Source organism: Brenneria roseae subsp. roseae (assembly GCF_003115845.1).
In the GTDB taxonomy this organism is placed as follows: domain Bacteria; phylum Pseudomonadota; class Gammaproteobacteria; order Enterobacterales; family Enterobacteriaceae; genus Brenneria; species Brenneria roseae.
The window spans coordinates 22,037-38,584 of record NZ_KZ819035.1 but is presented as its reverse complement, the minus strand read 5'-3'; the positions used below and the strand labels follow the sequence as shown (position 1 = coordinate 38,584).

The window sequence follows — 16,548 nt, the reverse complement described above, 5'->3', positions numbered from 1 at the left end:
AATCCGCACTCCTATTTATTATTATTCACCTTCAGGTAAAATAAACCCCATGACTTTGTCATAAAACATTCTTTCATCCATCAACTGCAAGTCACTGGATATAATGGGTTTGAAATCCATTTGGGATAAAATATCTTTTTCCAAATCAACACCGGGCGCAATTTCAACCAAATGCAGGCCGTCTTCTTTCAACGTAAATACCGCTCGCTCCGTGATATAACGAACGTCCAGTCCACGCTCCAGCGCAATTTTTCCGCTGAATGTGACTTCCGGTATTTCTTTGATAAATTTCTTGACCCTTCCTTCCTGAACAATCTTCAGCTTCCCTTCGCCGACTTCGGTTTTCAAACTGCCTGCGGTTAATGTTCCGCAGAATATGATTTTTTTCGATGTCGCACTGATATCGATAAATCCACCCGTGCCCATAATTTTTCCATTAAATTTATGGACGCCGACATTACCGTGCTGGTCTATTTCAGCAAAACTCAAATAGCAGACATCCAACCCGCCGCCGTGATAGAAATCAAATTGAGAGGTCATGTCCAGAATGGCGCGCGTATTAACATTGGCGCCGAAAGCAACGCCTTGTGTGGTAATCCCGCCAATAGGGCCGGTCTCAACCGTCAGTACAAAGTCGTCGGCGCAGCCCTCCTCTCTGGCAACCAGGCCGATGCCATCCGCAATACCGACGCCGACATTCCCCACTGCGCCTTTGCGCATTTCAAACAGCGCGCGACGAGCCACCAGCTTGCGCTGATTCAGGGGGATATCCATTTTGGTACTGTCATCAAGCACAAAGTCGCCTGAAATAAAGCGGTTAACCGGCGCGCCGCCATAAAGCTGCGTTTGCGCCGGATCGACGACGACAATATCCACCAGATAGCCGGGGATCCTGACGGATTTGGGATGAAGGGTCGCCTTCTTGACCATCTTCTGGACCTGCATCATCACAATGCCGCCATTGTTATGTACCGCCTGCGCGATAACCAGCGCGTCCAGATACATCACTTCATCTTCAAAGGAGGCATAGCCTTCACTATCGCAGGTCGTGGCGCGTATAAAGGCAATGCTCGGCGCTATCGCCTTATAGAAGAGATATTCCTGATTATCAATTTCCACCAGTTTAATCAGCTCTTCTTTGGTCACTTCATTGAGTTTCCCGCCTTGCTGGCGTGGGTCAACAAACGTACCGATACCGATATTGCTCAAAATGCCAGGCTGGTGGGCCGCGGAGGCGCGAATAGCCTGTGTTAAAACACCTTGCGGATAGTTGTAAGCGCTAATCTTGTTTTGTTCGGCCAAATCGGAAATACGCGGAGATTGTCCCCAGTGGCCACAAAGCGCCCACTTAACCAAACCTTCCTGAGCCAGAGGACTGATCCCTCTTTCAGCCCGATCGCCCAATCCCGTCGGGCTGATTAAAGAAAGATTACGCGGCGATTGCGTACTTTTATAGCGTTCAGATAATGCCGTAATTAACGTTGTTGCCTCAAGGATTCCCCCGCCGGCGCCCAACACACAGAGTGTCGCTTCATCCGGGATATATTTTACGGCGTCCTCAGCAGATAAGACCGGGACTCTACCATTAATTCTTTTCGGTTTTTCCAGTTTCATGGGTACTCCTAATCATGACCGAATTGATTTTTCTCCATTCAACAGGTGAAACACTCGTCGTTATTAACGTGGCTCAGATAATGCAGCCACCGCAAAAAATGACATAAAAGCGCCCATTACCTATTTGAACGGTAATCTTGTATACCCGATAATTTTCCAGAGACAGAATACCGACACAGCTGCCGCTTGAGTGATAACGGGTACGGATGTTTATTCAGAATTCCTGACAGATTCCTGTTTTAATATTTAAATAAACGCCGCTTTATTATTGATGCAATATATTCAGAACAGATCTTAAGTCTTGAATACCTATCTGCCCCGGAGCAGACGCTTTTTTCAATGCGCCAAATGTGGCAGCCGATCCAAACACTTCACCCGATAAGCGCGAAATAATGCCGGGTTTCGACATGGACATCGTAATAATGGGGCGGTCCGCATGTTTTTCATACATTTCCAGCGTAGCCGCCAGCAAAGTCACGACATCGTTTTTGTTTTGCGGCATGAGCGCGATCTTGGGAATATCGGCCCCGAGTTCCTGCATTTTACGCAGGCGTTTGATAATTTCTTCTTTAGGCGGTGTTTTATGGAAATCATGATTAGACATGATGACTTTTACCCCTTTGGCATGGGCATGCTCTATCGTCGCACTCACCCATTGATCGCCGGTAAAAAGTTCCAGGTCAATCATGTCTACCAGACCACTATCAATGATCTTTTGATTCAGAGAAATATAATCATCGGGCGATATATCTTTCTCCCCCCCTTCTTTCGCCGTGCGGAAGGTAAAGAGGATCGGTTTATCGTGAATGATGCTTCTGAGCTGGCGCGCCGCGTCGATAACACTCTCAATATTTTCCACATCATCAAAATGATCGATACGCCATTCCAGAATATCAAAGTCAAAATCCTTGTAATATTGCGCTTCCGACTTAATCGCTGGTACATCTTTTCCCATCAATGACACGATAATTTTGGGAGCACCTTCGCCTATCACCAGATTTTTCACCGTTACGGTTTTCATGCTTTTCCCTTCAATTAATGCCTTACAGCAGGCGCCATTCGGCGTGTATACCAATCACGCCTGGACAATGTGCCGTACAACCAGGACGGCAATAATCCGTCAGGCGCCATACTTTGGCGATTGGAGACGTAAATAATCCGAACAGGAAAATTATGCGTTGAACCCCATAGCCTTTTTAATATATTCCAGAGGGAACTCTTTTCCGGTCCAAAGCTTGAACTGCTCGGCCCCCTGCCATAACAACATTCCATACCCATCGACAGTTTTACAACCAACGTCCGTCGCCATTTGCAATAGCTTGGTGATATGGGGATTGTAGACACACTCGGAGACCAGCAAATCAGGACGCAACATGGATTTGTCACTGACCACACATTCATTTTCCAGTGGTTTCATCCCCACTTTCGTGCCGTTAGTCAGGATATCGGCATTAGCAATCGCATTAGCGAACGCTTTCTGGTTAGCCAGGTCGTTCACCGTAACCGTGCAATCCGTATTGTCATTAACGCGTTTTGCAAAAGCGAGCGCCTCTTCATAGAATTCATCCCTGCGGTTAAACAGCAGAATTTCCTTGATGCCTTCAATTGCCGCCTGAGCCCCGATAGCCGTAGCGGCGCCACCGGCACCGACAAGCACCATTTTTTTACCTTTAATATCAAAACCTGTTTCTTTGATAGCCCGAATATGTCCGGTACCGTCAGTGTTATATCCTCTGAGGTAACCATTGTCGTTTACGATAGTATTAATGGCTCCAACCAGTTTGGCCGCAGGCGTTAATTCATCCACATATTTGCAAGCCAGCTGTTTGTTCGGCATGGAAACGCCGGTGCCACGCATTTTTAACGCTTTTAGCCCTTCGATTGCCTTGCCGAAGGTCGTATTGTCCACCTCGAACGCCATATAGGTAAAAGGCAAGCCGACTTCTTCCAGTGCTTTATTCTGCATTTCGGGTGATAAGCTGTGTCTGATGGGATAAGCCATTAACCCAATCAGCTCATATTTTGCAGTAACATCCATTATGAATTCCTCACTAAATTATTATAATGCCCGGATATACCCTATATATTTCAAGCTACAGGAAGCCGACCCACCTGCAACTTGAAAGATGGCGGGTATATTTAATTTTCAATAACGCCCGCATCTATCGACAAGGAGAATAGATAAGGGCCTCATTCTGTATTTGAATAAAATACGTATACTGATATCGCTGTATTAATCTGCCTCTGGTTATTTTCAGCGCGAGTTTATTGGAAGAATCGCTCGCCAAAGCGAAAATCGCTTGCTGGAATTTTGAAAACCTTATAGTAACGAATAAAGACGACTATCGCGGTAATAAAGGCGATAAGAGCAAAAAGCACATCCAGCAATATGATGTATTGCAGACCGATATTTGACAGATAGCCGGTAATCAGAGGAATAACGAAGTTTGCTAACCCGCCCATCATCATATAAACGCTGGTGACTTTGGCTTTGCTTTTCGGGAAGAACTCGGACATAACAGAAACGCCGAGTTGTAATATCCCGCCGGCGGCGGAAAAGCCAATGACGAACGCCCCGACATTACAGACAAGCGGAGATGGATAAAGATAGATAATGGCTGCGGTAATAACCGATAATCCGGTATTAAATACGTTGGCCCAGACCGGACGAACCATACTTTTGAGCAAAAAGGCGAAGAGAAATACGCACACCAACGATCCCAGACTATAGTAGGAGATGGTTTGTAACGCCTCGGCTTCCTCCATGCCGGCAAAGGCCATCGCGTATTTCGGCATCCAGACCACGATCACATAGAATGTTGAAAATGCGGCAACGCCAAACACCACCGAGGCCACGCCTTCCAGCCATGCCAGCGGTTTACTGCTCATCTGAGGCAATTCCTTGGCAATATCGGCATCGACAGTCTGGCTGGGAAACTTGCTCTTAATCACCAGCAGCGTGACCAAAAGAAACAGGACGCCCGGGATGACCATGGCGTAGCCATACCACAGGTGACTCACCAGCAGGTAGCTGACCAACATGGGGTAGAACATCTGTCCGAAAGAAATCGTCGCTTTAAGCAGGATCACCGCAGACCCCGATGTCTTGGGATAACACTCCATCAACGCCGGATAACCGCCCGTGTCTAATGCCGCATTCGCCGCGCCGACGCAGAAGGCCAGAATAAACGCAACGATCAGATTAGGGCTGACGAGAATGCCAAAGAAGAACAGAACATATAACGCTATGCCCAGAAAGATAACAGAACGTCGGCCGAATTTGTCAGAGATGATGCCGAAGAACAGGATACAGACCAGCCTTCCCAGGCCTATCCCTGAAATCACGTAAGCAATCCCGGCATTATCAGTGTTAAACTTCTCTGCCAAGTGGGTCATATTCTGCGCCAGGGTAATAACACTGATGCCATGAAGAAAATAGCTCAGATATATACCTATGGCGGCTAATAAAAATGGCGCATTGAAGGCCTTAAGCTGGCTCATGCTTTTCTCCGTTTATTGTTAATATTTTCATTACATCGATTGTGCAGGCCGTCTTACTTCTTTTTTCTATTTTTTAGTTACGTTTTTAGTTACGTCGAACTTACATACGTCATAAAACATTAATAAACTATTAGCTGTATTTAATGTATATAACGGCGACAACGATTAACACGTAATATAAAGTTTTTGTTTTCAATTTTATTGCAAAGCGCGAGAATGGGATCGTACGTTCCTTGTTGATGAGTTGTTTTTTATTTTACAAAATGAATACATCGCGAGGGATAAAGCGAAAGCAAATCGGTATAGCGGTACAATTTTTTAATTTTGAGAGGTAGTTAAAACTTATTTAATCTGCATAGAGAGAAATGATATAACATGTTTTTCGAAACGTGCTCTCTTATAAGAAAGTAGCCGGCTTACTGTGAGCTAACCGACATTACCCAACCTGAACAAAACGACACTCATGAGTAACGATGAACCCCGCGTCTGCTTATTGCGGTAATCAATTAACAATCTGTTTACTCCATTCGCTTTCTCAAGCGGGCAAAAAGAGCATGTTATATTGCACAACAGCATAATAATTTTGCACATCGCCCATCTGACGATGAGTGATGACGTTATTATGTCTGCTGCTGTAACCGATCGCACGACTGCGGCAAGACACCGCTCACCGCTATGTAATGTGACTTGACCGGCGGCACATACTGCCTGTTTGCAGTAATTTGGATAGTTTGTCACTGCCACGAGAAACTGAATGAATTTAAAACAATTACACTATTTTAAGCGCCTGGCGGAAAAGCAGCACTACACGGAAGCCGCATCGAGTCTGTTTATCGCCCAGCCTTCGTTAAGCCATGCCATATCCGAGCTTGAAAAAGAGTTGGGAGTGACGCTATTTGAAAAATCTGGCAGGAATGTGCGGATAACGCAGTGCGGAAAAATATTTTTACCCTATGTGGAAAACGCGTTGCTTGAGCTGGAAAATGGTCGCCTTGCGCTACGCCAAATGAGCGGTTCTCAAAATGACACCATCAGCCTGGCGTTTATTTACACCATGGGGGAAACGGTGGTTCCACAGTTGATCGACCGTTTTATTCATATCCCCGGAAATGAAAATAAACGCTTTTGTTTTTATCAGGGGACGACCTCATCGATTGTTCAGGATTTGAAGGCAGGCAAGTTCGATCTGGCGATCTGTTCCCATGTGCCGGAAGAACCGGATGTCGAGTTTATCCCGTTAATCAGTCAGGAACTGGTGCTGGTGACTTCCCGCAATCACCCATTGGCGCAACGTAATGAAAACGAAATTGCGCTGGAGGATACCATTGCTTATCCGTTCATCTTCTTTTCGCAAAAGAGCGGCTTACGCCCGTTCATTGACAAGATGTTCATGCAGAAAAAACTGATCCCTGAAATCGCTTGTTATGTCGAAGAAGATACGGCGATGGTTGGACTGGTGAGCATTAATTACGGTATCGCCATTATGCCGCGGATCAGTACGCTGTCCCACTCCAACGTTCACGTCATGCATATCAGGGATCCCGGCCCAACCCGCTATATCTATCTGGCGACCCATAAAGACCAGACGCTGTCATCCGCCGCCCAGGCGTTTAAGAAATTTATCTTCAGTTCCTGCCAAATGATGCCGTTCAGGTAATGCGGTCATTCCGCCTCATACCTGAATCTGATTCATCTTTATCGTACAGCGACGCGCCTTTATGCTGCGATAGCCAATAAACAACGCCGTCAGGAAACCGGCGGCCGCAAGACCAGTATCAAACCACATAATGCTGGCGATACTGGTCTGCGAAAGTTTGGCGGTGATCAACGGAATGGTGAATGTAGCCAGACTGCCCGCGCTATAAAAAATAGCGGTGGCCTTCCCTTTGGCATGAGGAAAACGCATTGCCATCAGCGTCAGGCCCAGCTGCATAACGCCGCCTGCGGCAGAAAAGCCAATCACAAAGGCAAAAACAATCACGGTCGTCACCGTGGGATGCAAACACACGGTCAACAACGCGATGAAGGATACAAACGTATAGAGCATCAGCAGCGTGGTCGAACTAACAGTCTTCTTCACCAGACCCGCCGTGATCAGAACACACAGCAAAGAACCCGCGGTATAAATACTCAGTAGCTTGATCGACATCGTATAAGGCATCCCCACTACAAACTGCCCGTACTGCGCCAGCCACTGGCTGATGAGATAGAACGTGGCCATGGAAATGTAGCCATAAAATGTAAAACTGGCGAGGTCTAACATTGAGCACGACTGATCTTTGGACACGGGCGGTTCATCACCGACACTCGGTACCACCTTCTTTGCCCTGGCAAGAGAGTCATGAGGAGGGAAAGGACATCTAAACAGGTAGATCCCGTTCAGAAACATCATGCCGGCGGCAATCAGAAACGACCAGCCGAACCAGACGTCGAGCCAGACCAATACGCTGATTATCATCGGTAAAATGAACTGACCGCCGGAAACAAACGCCTTGATGAGGATATTGGCCGTACTGGGGGTATTGGGAAACGCCTCCATTAATGTCGGATAGGTGCCGGAGTCGAGGAAGCTGTTTGACATGCCCGCCAGAAAACCGAAACAGTAGGCGACGGCGATACTTTGCGTACTAAGAATGCCCAGAAAGAACCCCAGATAGCAGACCATTCCCAGATAGACAAAGGGCTTCCGGCCAAAACGATCGGAAAGCATGCCGGCCACCAGCAGAATACTCAGCCGGCCAATCCCCAATGAAGAAATAACGACCGATACGCCGGCAGCGTCAGTTTGCCACTGTTGCTGTAGATGAGGCATATTCAAACTGATCAATATGACGCCCATGCCGTGAACCAGATAATTGATATACAGCCCGACAGATGTTGGTATGTAATTGTTTTTCATATAAAACCTTTTCAGAAAAGGATCTTTTAATAGCGTCGGTTGGTATTTCCTTTCCTGCTCTGATTTCAAAAAGCCTGGCCCCTTGGCGCGGCATTATGTACACCTTGTTGAAAAACCGGCAGATTCAATATGGCAAGTCAAATAACACTGATGGAATAGATTATTAATGTATTATCGATGCTAACAATTCTCATCAAAAATAAATAATTCATTTTTTAAAAGTAATTCATAGATTGCTTCTATAGACAAATCTTATAAATATGGTTTCTATTCATTATCTTTTTATGATGGCATTTCCATTTACTTCTCCCTCAATACGTTAATAACGCACTTGCAACATGTACGAGAGAGAGTTAACAAAGAGGCACGCTTTGCAATATCAGCTTATCAATATGATCGCAATATTAAATGCACCATCTATGCATAAAAAAATAAGCGTGTCACCGATACTCAAGATGTTACGACATGATTATTTTTTTAAATTTGTGAGAAAGGATACATATTATTAATTTTTTATGACATGGGTCACGCTATAAAACGGAGGGGGATAAACCGCCTCGATTTACCGATACGCTCCGGCAATCGAGGACGTGATCTGCCTGTCATAAGGTTCATGCCAGAGAATGAACTTATTCCGTTAACGGAGGTATCGCCATGGCGTCGTTAGCGGCATCTTTTAGCAAAGCGTGATAAATGGCATCTATTTCTTGTGCGACCCGCTCTTTTTCGTTATTCGCATCAATCACAAAATGGGCCGTTTCCTGATAGAGTGGATCGCGCATTTTGATAATGCCGGTAATCTCCTCGGTAATCGACAACCCTGTCAGGGAAGGACGTTGACTCACGGCCGGGTTCGACTTCAATCGGCTAACCACCGTCTCGGCAGAGGTTGAGAGATAAAAAACGATACCTCGGTTTTTCATATGATTACGATTTTCCTGTGATATCACCATGCCGCCGCCCGTGGCGATGATGCAGCCAGCGAGCGTGACCTCTTTCAATATCTGGCCTTCAATCATCCGAAAGTTATCCCACCCCTGCTCATCGACAATTTGCGCGATCGTCTTGTTGGTTTTTTTCTGGACGACTTCATCCGTATCGATGAAATCCAGTTTCAAATGGGCTGCCAAAATCTTTCCTACCGTTGTTTTACCTGACGCTCGAGGGCCGACAAGTATGATGGTATTGATCATGAATTCATCCTTTTAGCACAATCGTTCCAGATTATGAGAATAGAGTTCGGTCGCCACGGATTGATATATCTTCCACTCTAAATAATCCCCTTCGGTATAGACGGAACGAAACGCATCATAGTCGGGGAAAAAACGCATGGTGTTATTCCCGATACGGTTATTTATTTTTTCAATGATGGCATTGATCCTTTCCTTTCGCTTTTTGTTCATCAATGTCAGGGTTTCAATCACAGAGGGAGGAATGTCTTGTTCGCCCTTTTCCCATCGCTGCCACATTTCCGTATTTTTATCGCCTGCAATATAATTTGCCGCTTCATCGATACTCATAAAAAAAAGCTGACGTAGAGCCTGTAGTTCCAAATGGTTCATAATACGATGACTCCAGGAATGATTTGGATGAATTGATGACTAAATAGCATTCTGATTCCCCTGACGGTATGATCATTATCACAATAATGTGGAATGAGCCGGCGATGATAAGAAATTCAAGATTATCGCCTTAAAATGGAAATCGGAAAGCATAAAGATGTTTGGATTGAGGAAGGGAATCGCGCGCGCTCGAATATGACATACCATGAAAGCGATACGTAAAACGGCATCAACGCTAATCTAATTTCTTTTCGGCATGACATACACTCATCCCGCCGTACCTGCCCAGGTAAACGGCGGGGGACAAACAGACCGGGCGCATTACCTATTCCGATACGTCAGTACCATATTTCCCAACGCCCTTAACGCCAGCGCGACATCCTCCGTCATCACCGACTCATCAGGATGATGGCTCACGCCTTTCCGACAGCGCACAAATAACATGGCGACCGGCCAGCGTTCGGCGATGGCGATGGCGTCATGTCCCGCACCGCTCGGCAACAGCAGGTTACGTCCCTGAACCTGAACCACCGCCTCACTCAAACGCTGTTGCAATACGGGATCACAGCGGGTCGCCGCGATCCGATAATATTCCTCCGCCTCAAACTGGCATCCGCGCTGGCGGGCAATCTCATTTGCCAAAACCAACAGGCGTTGCAATAACGTATCCAGTATCGCATCTTCCGGGCCGCGAATGTCCAACGTTAATCTCACTTCTCCGGGGATCACATTGGCGGCGCCCGGCAAACACTGTAACGTCCCGAAAGTCGCAACCAGATAAGGATCGCTTTCTTTAGTCAGCGTTTCTGCCTGTACCATCCAGCTTGCCGCCGCCGCCAACGCATCCCGACGCTGCGCCATCGGCACCGTCCCCGCATGTCCGGCCAATCCCTTAAAGGTGCAGTTCAGCCGCCGGGCGCCGTTAATCGCGGTCACGACGCCTAACGCCAGATCTTCCTGCTCCAGACAAGGCCCCTGCTCAATATGCAGTTCCAGATAGGCGACAATATCGCTTACCGGGCGCGCCGCCTGCGCAATCGCTGTGCAATCCAACCCTGCGGCGTCCAGCGCCTGCGCAACGGTGATGCCTTGACTATCCTGACAACCCAGCCAGTTATCCGGCCAGGTGCCCGTCAGGCCACGGCTGCCCAATAAGGTAATGCCAAATCGGGTGCCCTCTTCATCACCAAATCCGACAATTTCCAGCGCCACCGGCAGGCGAATCTGCCGTTGATGCAGAAAACGCACGGTTTCAATGGCGGTTAACACCCCGAGCATACCGTCATACCGTCCGGCATTACGCACCGTATCAAGATGCGACCCCATCAGCAGCGCAGAAGCATTCGGCTGAAGCCCTTCATAACGGCCACAAATGCTGCCGACGCTGTCTTGCCAGACATGCATGCCGGCTTCGCGCATCCACTCTCCCACCAGCGCGTTGGCCCGCAAATGCTCCGCGGACAAATACACCCGGGTAAGCTGACCAGCGGTTTCACTGATTTCCGCCAGCGCGTCGCAACGCGCCATAATCCGTTCCGCTGCGGTAAAGGCAACGGACGCCGACATCAGGGCATGACTCATGCACGCCCCTCATCGCCGGCATAGCAATCCCAGGCCGCCTGTAGCGCCGCGCCCTGAACAGAACGGAAGCCCAGTCGGTTCAGCACCGCTTCCAGTGCGCTCAGCGTTTGCATCACGCAATCTTTACGGGCGTTATAGCCCATCGTGCCGATACGCCAGATTTTTCCCTGTAGCGGCCCAAATGAGGTGCCGATTTCAATCGCAAAGTCATCCAGTAAGATTTTACGAACTTGTTCGCCGTGGATCCCGTCAGGGATCACCACGCCCAGTACGTTATTCATCTTGTGATTGAGATCGCCAAAGGTGTGCAGCCCCATCCCCTGAATACCGGCGACCAGCGCTTTACCGTGCAATTCGTGACGGGCAATGCATTGATCCAATCCTTCTTCCAGAATAATACGGGCGCATTCGCGAGCGGCGAACAGCATACTGGTGGCTTCCGTGTGGTGGTTCAGACGCTCCGGCCCCCAGTAGTCCATCACCATGCCGAGATCGAAATAGTTGGAATAGATCATTTCTTCATCGCCATCCTGATGGACATCGGTACGAATTCCCTGTTCGACGCATTTGCGACGGCGGATCGCCGCTTCCATCTGCGGACTGAGCGTAATGGGCGAGCTGCCGGACGGCCCGCCCAGACATTTCTGTAGCCCGGCCGATACCGCATCCAGCCCCCAGGCATCCGTTTCCAGCGCGTTTCCGCCAAACGAGGCGGTGGCATCGGTATAAAACAGCACGCCGTGACGACGGCAGATATCGCCAAGTTCCGCCAGCGGTTGCAGCATCGTGGTGGACGTATCGCCCTGAACCGTCAGCAAGATGCGCGGGCGGACCGTTTTAATCGCATCTTCTATCTGTCCGGGGCTGAAAACCTCACCCCATGGCACCTCAATGGTATGCACGTCGGCGCGGCAACGACGGGCGATTTCACATAGCAGATGACCAAAACGCCCAAACACCGGCACCAATACTTTGTCACCGGGACGGATGGCCGACAGCAGAACCGCTTCAATCCCGGCCCGCGACGTGCCATCCACCAGCATCGTCCAGCGGTTATTGCTGCGGAATAGCTGACGGTAAAGCGTCATCACCTGATTCATATAGTTGGTCATCGCCGGGTCGTACTGACCAATCAACTGACTGGCCATCGCCCGTAACACGCGCGGATCGGCGTTGATGGGGCCCGGCCCCATCAGCAGGCGATGAGGGGGATTGATCTGGGCGAACAGTTCATTGTTCATTATGGTTTGCTCCAAACTTTTTACGTTACTGGTTAGCTGATGGGATCATTTCGTGCGCGATTAAAATCAATATTTCTCTGTCAACGCATGAACGCGCCCGACATCAAAACAAAGAAAAGGATTACGCTTCAGATAATCCTCTGACCGACGCGATAAACTGCTTAAGTTCAGCGGTCTGTGGGTTGGCGAATAGCGTTTTACTGTCGCCCTGTTCCCAGACTTTGCCCTGATGCATAAACACCACCCGATCGCCGACCTCCCGGGCAAAGTTCATTTCATGGGTGACCAGAATCAGCGTCATGCCTTCCGCGGCAAGCTGCTCCAGCACTTTCAGCACTTCGCCCACCAGTTCAGGATCCAGCGCGGAGGTGATTTCATCGCACAGCAACACTTTCGGATTCATCGCCAGCGCCCGCGCAATCGCCACGCGCTGCTGCTGACCGCCGGACAGATTGGCCGGGTAATAGTTTATCCGCTCGCCCAGCCCCACTTTGTTCAACACCTGCTCGCCCAGTTCACGGCATTCCGCCTCGCTTTTCTTCAGCACGCGGCGCGGCGCCAGCATCACGTTTTCCAGCGCCGTCATATGCGGGAACAGGTTGAAATTCTGGAACACCATGCCGACGGAGCGGCTGATCTCGCGCGCCTGCGAATCGCGGTCCGTCACCGTCATGCCCCCCAGTTTGATACTGCCTTCCTGATACCCCTCAAGGCCGTTCATACAGCGCAGTAAGGTGCTTTTGCCAGAACCGCTGCGGCCGATAATCGAAATGACTTCGCCCATTTCAATATCCAGATCGACCCCTTTCAGGACATGGTTCTGACCGTAATACTTCTGTACCTGATTAATGGTGATGAGCGGCATTGAATTTCTTCTCCAGATAGCGGCTGTAATAGGAAAGCGGGTAACACATCAGGAAATAGCCGAGCGCCACCAGACCAAAAACCTTGAAGGGCTGGTAAGTCACGTTATTCAACATGGTTCCCGCCTTCGTCAGTTCGATAAAACCGATAATGGACGCCAGTGCCGTGCCCTTAATCACCTGTACGGAAAACCCCACCGTTGGCGCGATGGCGATACGCATCGCCTGTGGCGCAATCACCCGATAGAGCGTTTGTCCAAAGTTCAATCCCAGACAGCGCGACGCTTCCCATTGCCCTTTCGGCAACGCTTCCACACTGCCGCACCAGATATCCACCAGAAAGGCGCTGGTAAATAATGTCAGCGCCAGCGCGGCGGCCGTCCACGGGCTGACATCGATACCGAACAACGCCAGCCCGAAAAACGCGAGAAACAATTGCATCAGCAGCGGCGTGCCCTGAAACAGCTCGGAATAAATCCGGATAAGCCGCGTCGGCCATTTGCGCCGGGTCAACCGCAGCAGCATCAGCGGAAACGTCACCACCGCACCGCCAATAAATGCCGTCAGCGACAGCAAAAGCGTCCAGCGCGCCGCCAGCAGCAGATTGCGGACAATATCCCAGTCAGTGAATGTCATCATCGTTGCGGAGTCCCCAGAAAGCGCCGGCCCGCCAGCAGTAACAGTTGGCGCATCAGGATGGACAGCGCCAGATAACACAGCGTGGTCACCAGATACACCTCAAAACTTAAAAAAGTCCGTGACTGAATCAGGTTGGCGGCAAAGGTCAGTTCCTCATAGGAGACCTGTGATACCACCGACGATCCCAGCATCACGATGATGCACTGGCTCACCAGCGCCGGATAAATCCGCTGTAATGACGGCGGCAGAATGACCCGTAAAAATGTCTGGCTGCGCGTCAACCCAAGCACCCGGGCGGCTTCCCACTGGCCTTTGGGCGTCACCTGAATACCAGCGCGAATAATTTCCGTGCTGTAGGCGCCCAGGTTAATCAACATCGCCAGTAACGCGGCCTCGCCGGCGGTCAGCTTCCACCCCAGGCTCGGCAAACCAAACACGATAAAAAACAGTTGCACCACAAACGGCGTGTTCCGTATCAATTCAACATAGATACCCCACAGTTTGCCCGGCAGGGTGGGCTTGCCACTGCGCAACGCCGCACCACAGATACCGATAGCAATACCGCCGATGGTTGCCATCACCGTCAGCTCAATGGTCACCCACAACCCCGCCAGCAGTTCCGGCCAGAACGGCCACAGCGCGGCAAAATTAAGCTGATAGGTCATGGCGCCCTCCCTTATGCCTTGATGCTGTCTGGCAACGGCGCTTTCAGCCATTTTTCAGACAGGCTATTGAGCGTATTGTCTTTCAACGCCTGCTCAATCAACGCATCGACTTTGGCTTTCAGAGCGGATTCATCTTTTTTCAGGCCGATGTAGCACGGAGAATCTTTCAGCATGAACTTCGCGACCGGCGCCTTCGCGGGATTCTGTTCGGCAATGGCCGCCACCACCAGATTACCGGTCGCGATATATTCCACCTGACCAGACAGGTAGGCGGACAGCGTGGTGTTGTTATCTTCGTAGCGCTTAATCTGCGCATCTTTCGGTGCAATTTCCGTTAACACCATGTCTTCCACCGCGCCGCGCGTTACGCCAACGCTTTTATCCTTCAGCGTTTCCGGCGTACTGACTTCGCCGGCTGCCGGACCAAACACGCCAAGGAAGAACGGTGCATAGGCCCGGCTGAAGTCGATCACTTTTTCCCGCTCAGCATTTTTTCCCAGGCTGGAAATCACCAGATCCACTTTATTGGTTTGCAGATAAGGCACCCGGTTGGCGCTGGTTACGGGCACCAGTTGCAACTTTAGTTTCATCTCTTGCGCCAGATAGCGCGCGATATCGATGTCATAGCCCTGTGGCTGAAGATCCGTTCCCACAGAACCAAATGGCGGGAAATCCTGTGGTACGGCGACTCGCAGCACCCCGCGTTTTTCAATGTCCTGTAATTGGTCAGCCATTACGCTGCCCGCCTGCGCCATTAACAACACCGCGCCTGCCATTGCCAGTAAATGTTTTTTGATGCTCAGCTTTTTGATCAACATCGTGTCTGCCCCCAGTTAAGTGATATTGAAACGAAAGATTCTTTAAAAGTAAATACTGAAACTATCGTTGCAAAATAAAGCAAGGAACATGCCAGTATCAAAATCACGTGGGGGTATAGGTAAGTTCAGCCCTTTTTACGTCACGGGAGGCGCATCCATCACTTCATTTTTGTTCTTGAATCATGAAATAAAAGACAAAAGAAAGCAGGCGTTCAACCCGGTATATGAGAGGCCGGCCCTGGCAGCTATAGACCGAAAATTGAACCAAAAGAGTGCAAAAGCACCATTACCGTGCCCCGTTATCGCTGTTCCAGCTCATCCAGTTCAATGTAGAGATCGGCAATATGATGAATTCGCTGACGTCCATCACGCAGCATTTCATGCAGTAATGCGTTACTGAGCAGATTCACCAGGCTCATGGCGGAGGCATAGCTATCAAAGGCGGACACGCTGTCCAACGGCGCGCACAGGGACCAGTTTGCCAGCGGTAAAAGCGCATTGGCCTGCGGCTCACAGAGCAAAAGTGTCGGGATCTGACGTTGATGCAACTGCGCCAGTAAGGGTTGGATAAGCCGCGGACGGCGTCGGAACGCCACCACCACCGCCAAATCCTGCGCGTTTAAGTCCACCAATTCTTCCGATAGCGTTTGTCCCGGCTGAGCCAGCAGCATGACCTGCTGACGGATCTGCACCAGTTGCTGACGCAGATGCAGCGCCACCGGATAGCTATTGCGCAAACCGACAATACACAGACGCTTAGCCTGCATCATCGACTCAATCACCGCCCCAAACCGTACCGGATCAATTTGATGCATCCACTGCGTCAGATTCGCCATTTCCTGCTTGTAATGCCGGGCCAGCAAGGTATTCCCCTGTACCGCATCGCGGTTATCCGCCAGCGGCATGCCACTCTGACGTAGCGTGCGCAGTTCCTCACGCATTTCACGGTAGCTGGGGTAGCCAAGCCGTTTGAATAAACGACTCACGGTAGCCTTAGAGACCCCGCTGAGCCGCGCCAGTTCGGCGCTGTTATAGCTAATCAAATCATCAAAGTGATCAAAAATAAAATCAGCAACGCGTTGCTCCTGAGGAGAAAGTTCGCTGTAACGGCCTCGTAGCCGTTCGTCAATCTGTTTCATAACCCTATCCCTCATTGCCGCCCGTC

General features: G+C 49.7%; 15 protein-coding genes. 1 reads left to right on the top strand and 14 read right to left on the bottom strand.

The features are described 5' to 3' along the window. Nucleotides 1-21: 21 nt before the first annotated feature. The 4 genes from DDT52_RS16940 to DDT52_RS16925 form a co-directional block, all read right to left on the bottom strand. On the bottom strand, nt 22-1,614 hold the full coding sequence (locus DDT52_RS16940; protein ID WP_136157403.1) for an acyl CoA:acetate/3-ketoacid CoA transferase: 1,593 nt from the start codon (nt 1,612-1,614) through the stop codon (nt 22-24). Between the two features lie 265 nt (nt 1,615-1,879). Then, nucleotides 1,880-2,635 carry a type I 3-dehydroquinate dehydratase gene (gene aroD, locus DDT52_RS16935; RefSeq protein WP_136157402.1) on the bottom strand — a complete coding sequence of 252 codons (756 nt, stop codon included), beginning with the start codon at nt 2,633-2,635 and terminating at the stop codon, nt 1,880-1,882. A gap of 150 nt (nt 2,636-2,785) precedes the next feature. Next, complete coding sequence (ydiB, locus tag DDT52_RS16930; RefSeq protein WP_136157401.1) at nt 2,786-3,652, bottom strand: quinate/shikimate dehydrogenase; 867 nt, start codon at nt 3,650-3,652, stop codon at nt 2,786-2,788. A gap of 227 nt (nt 3,653-3,879) precedes the next feature. Next, nucleotides 3,880-5,115, bottom strand: a complete 1,236-nt coding sequence (locus tag DDT52_RS16925; protein ID WP_136157400.1) for an MFS transporter — start codon at nt 5,113-5,115, stop codon at nt 3,880-3,882. A gap of 754 nt (nt 5,116-5,869) precedes the next feature. Here DDT52_RS16925 and DDT52_RS16920 point away from each other — a divergent pair. After that, nucleotides 5,870-6,772, top strand: a complete 903-nt coding sequence (locus tag DDT52_RS16920; protein WP_136157399.1) for a LysR family transcriptional regulator — start codon at nt 5,870-5,872, stop codon at nt 6,770-6,772. A 15-nt stretch (nt 6,773-6,787) separates the two neighbouring features. Here DDT52_RS16920 and DDT52_RS16915 read toward each other — a convergent pair whose 3' ends face one another. From DDT52_RS16915 to DDT52_RS16870, 10 genes are all read right to left on the bottom strand, one after another. After that, on the bottom strand, nt 6,788-8,014 hold the full coding sequence (locus tag DDT52_RS16915; protein WP_136157398.1) for an MFS transporter: 1,227 nt from the start codon (nt 8,012-8,014) through the stop codon (nt 6,788-6,790). A 629-nt stretch (nt 8,015-8,643) separates the two neighbouring features. Next, entirely contained in the window at nt 8,644-9,207 is a 564-nt protein-coding gene (gene aroL / locus DDT52_RS16910; protein WP_136157397.1) for a shikimate kinase AroL, read from the bottom strand. Between the two features lie 12 nt (nt 9,208-9,219). Continuing rightward, nucleotides 9,220-9,576 (bottom strand): YdiL family protein, encoded by a 357-nt coding sequence (locus DDT52_RS16905; RefSeq protein ID WP_136157396.1) that lies wholly within the window; start codon nt 9,574-9,576, stop codon nt 9,220-9,222. Between the two features lie 321 nt (nt 9,577-9,897). Beyond that, entirely contained in the window at nt 9,898-11,157 is a 1,260-nt protein-coding gene (gene hpxK, locus DDT52_RS16900; protein ID WP_136157395.1) for an allantoate amidohydrolase, read from the bottom strand. Further along, on the bottom strand, nt 11,154-12,398 hold the full coding sequence (locus tag DDT52_RS16895; protein ID WP_136157394.1) for a pyridoxal-phosphate-dependent aminotransferase family protein: 1,245 nt from the start codon (nt 12,396-12,398) through the stop codon (nt 11,154-11,156). The genes hpxK and DDT52_RS16895 overlap by 4 nt, the downstream gene beginning before the upstream one ends. 121 nt (nt 12,399-12,519) lie before the next feature. Next, a complete protein-coding gene (locus tag DDT52_RS16890; protein WP_136157393.1) occupies nt 12,520-13,263 on the bottom strand; it encodes an amino acid ABC transporter ATP-binding protein in 744 nt (247 codons plus the stop codon). Next, nucleotides 13,244-13,897 (bottom strand): amino acid ABC transporter permease, encoded by a 654-nt coding sequence (locus tag DDT52_RS16885; protein WP_136157470.1) that lies wholly within the window; start codon nt 13,895-13,897, stop codon nt 13,244-13,246. Before DDT52_RS16885 ends, DDT52_RS16890 begins: the two co-directional genes overlap by 20 nt. Then, nucleotides 13,897-14,565 (bottom strand): amino acid ABC transporter permease, encoded by a 669-nt coding sequence (locus DDT52_RS16880; RefSeq protein WP_136157392.1) that lies wholly within the window; start codon nt 14,563-14,565, stop codon nt 13,897-13,899. The genes DDT52_RS16885 and DDT52_RS16880 overlap by 1 nt, the downstream gene beginning before the upstream one ends. Nucleotides 14,566-14,576: 11 nt before the next feature. Further along, nucleotides 14,577-15,362, bottom strand: a complete 786-nt coding sequence (locus tag DDT52_RS16875; protein WP_210732735.1) for a transporter substrate-binding domain-containing protein — start codon at nt 15,360-15,362, stop codon at nt 14,577-14,579. Nucleotides 15,363-15,682: 320 nt separating this feature from the next. After that, a complete protein-coding gene (locus tag DDT52_RS16870) occupies nt 15,683-16,522 on the bottom strand; it encodes a MurR/RpiR family transcriptional regulator (RefSeq protein ID WP_136157390.1) in 840 nt (279 codons plus the stop codon). Nucleotides 16,523-16,548: the final 26 nt, after the last annotated feature.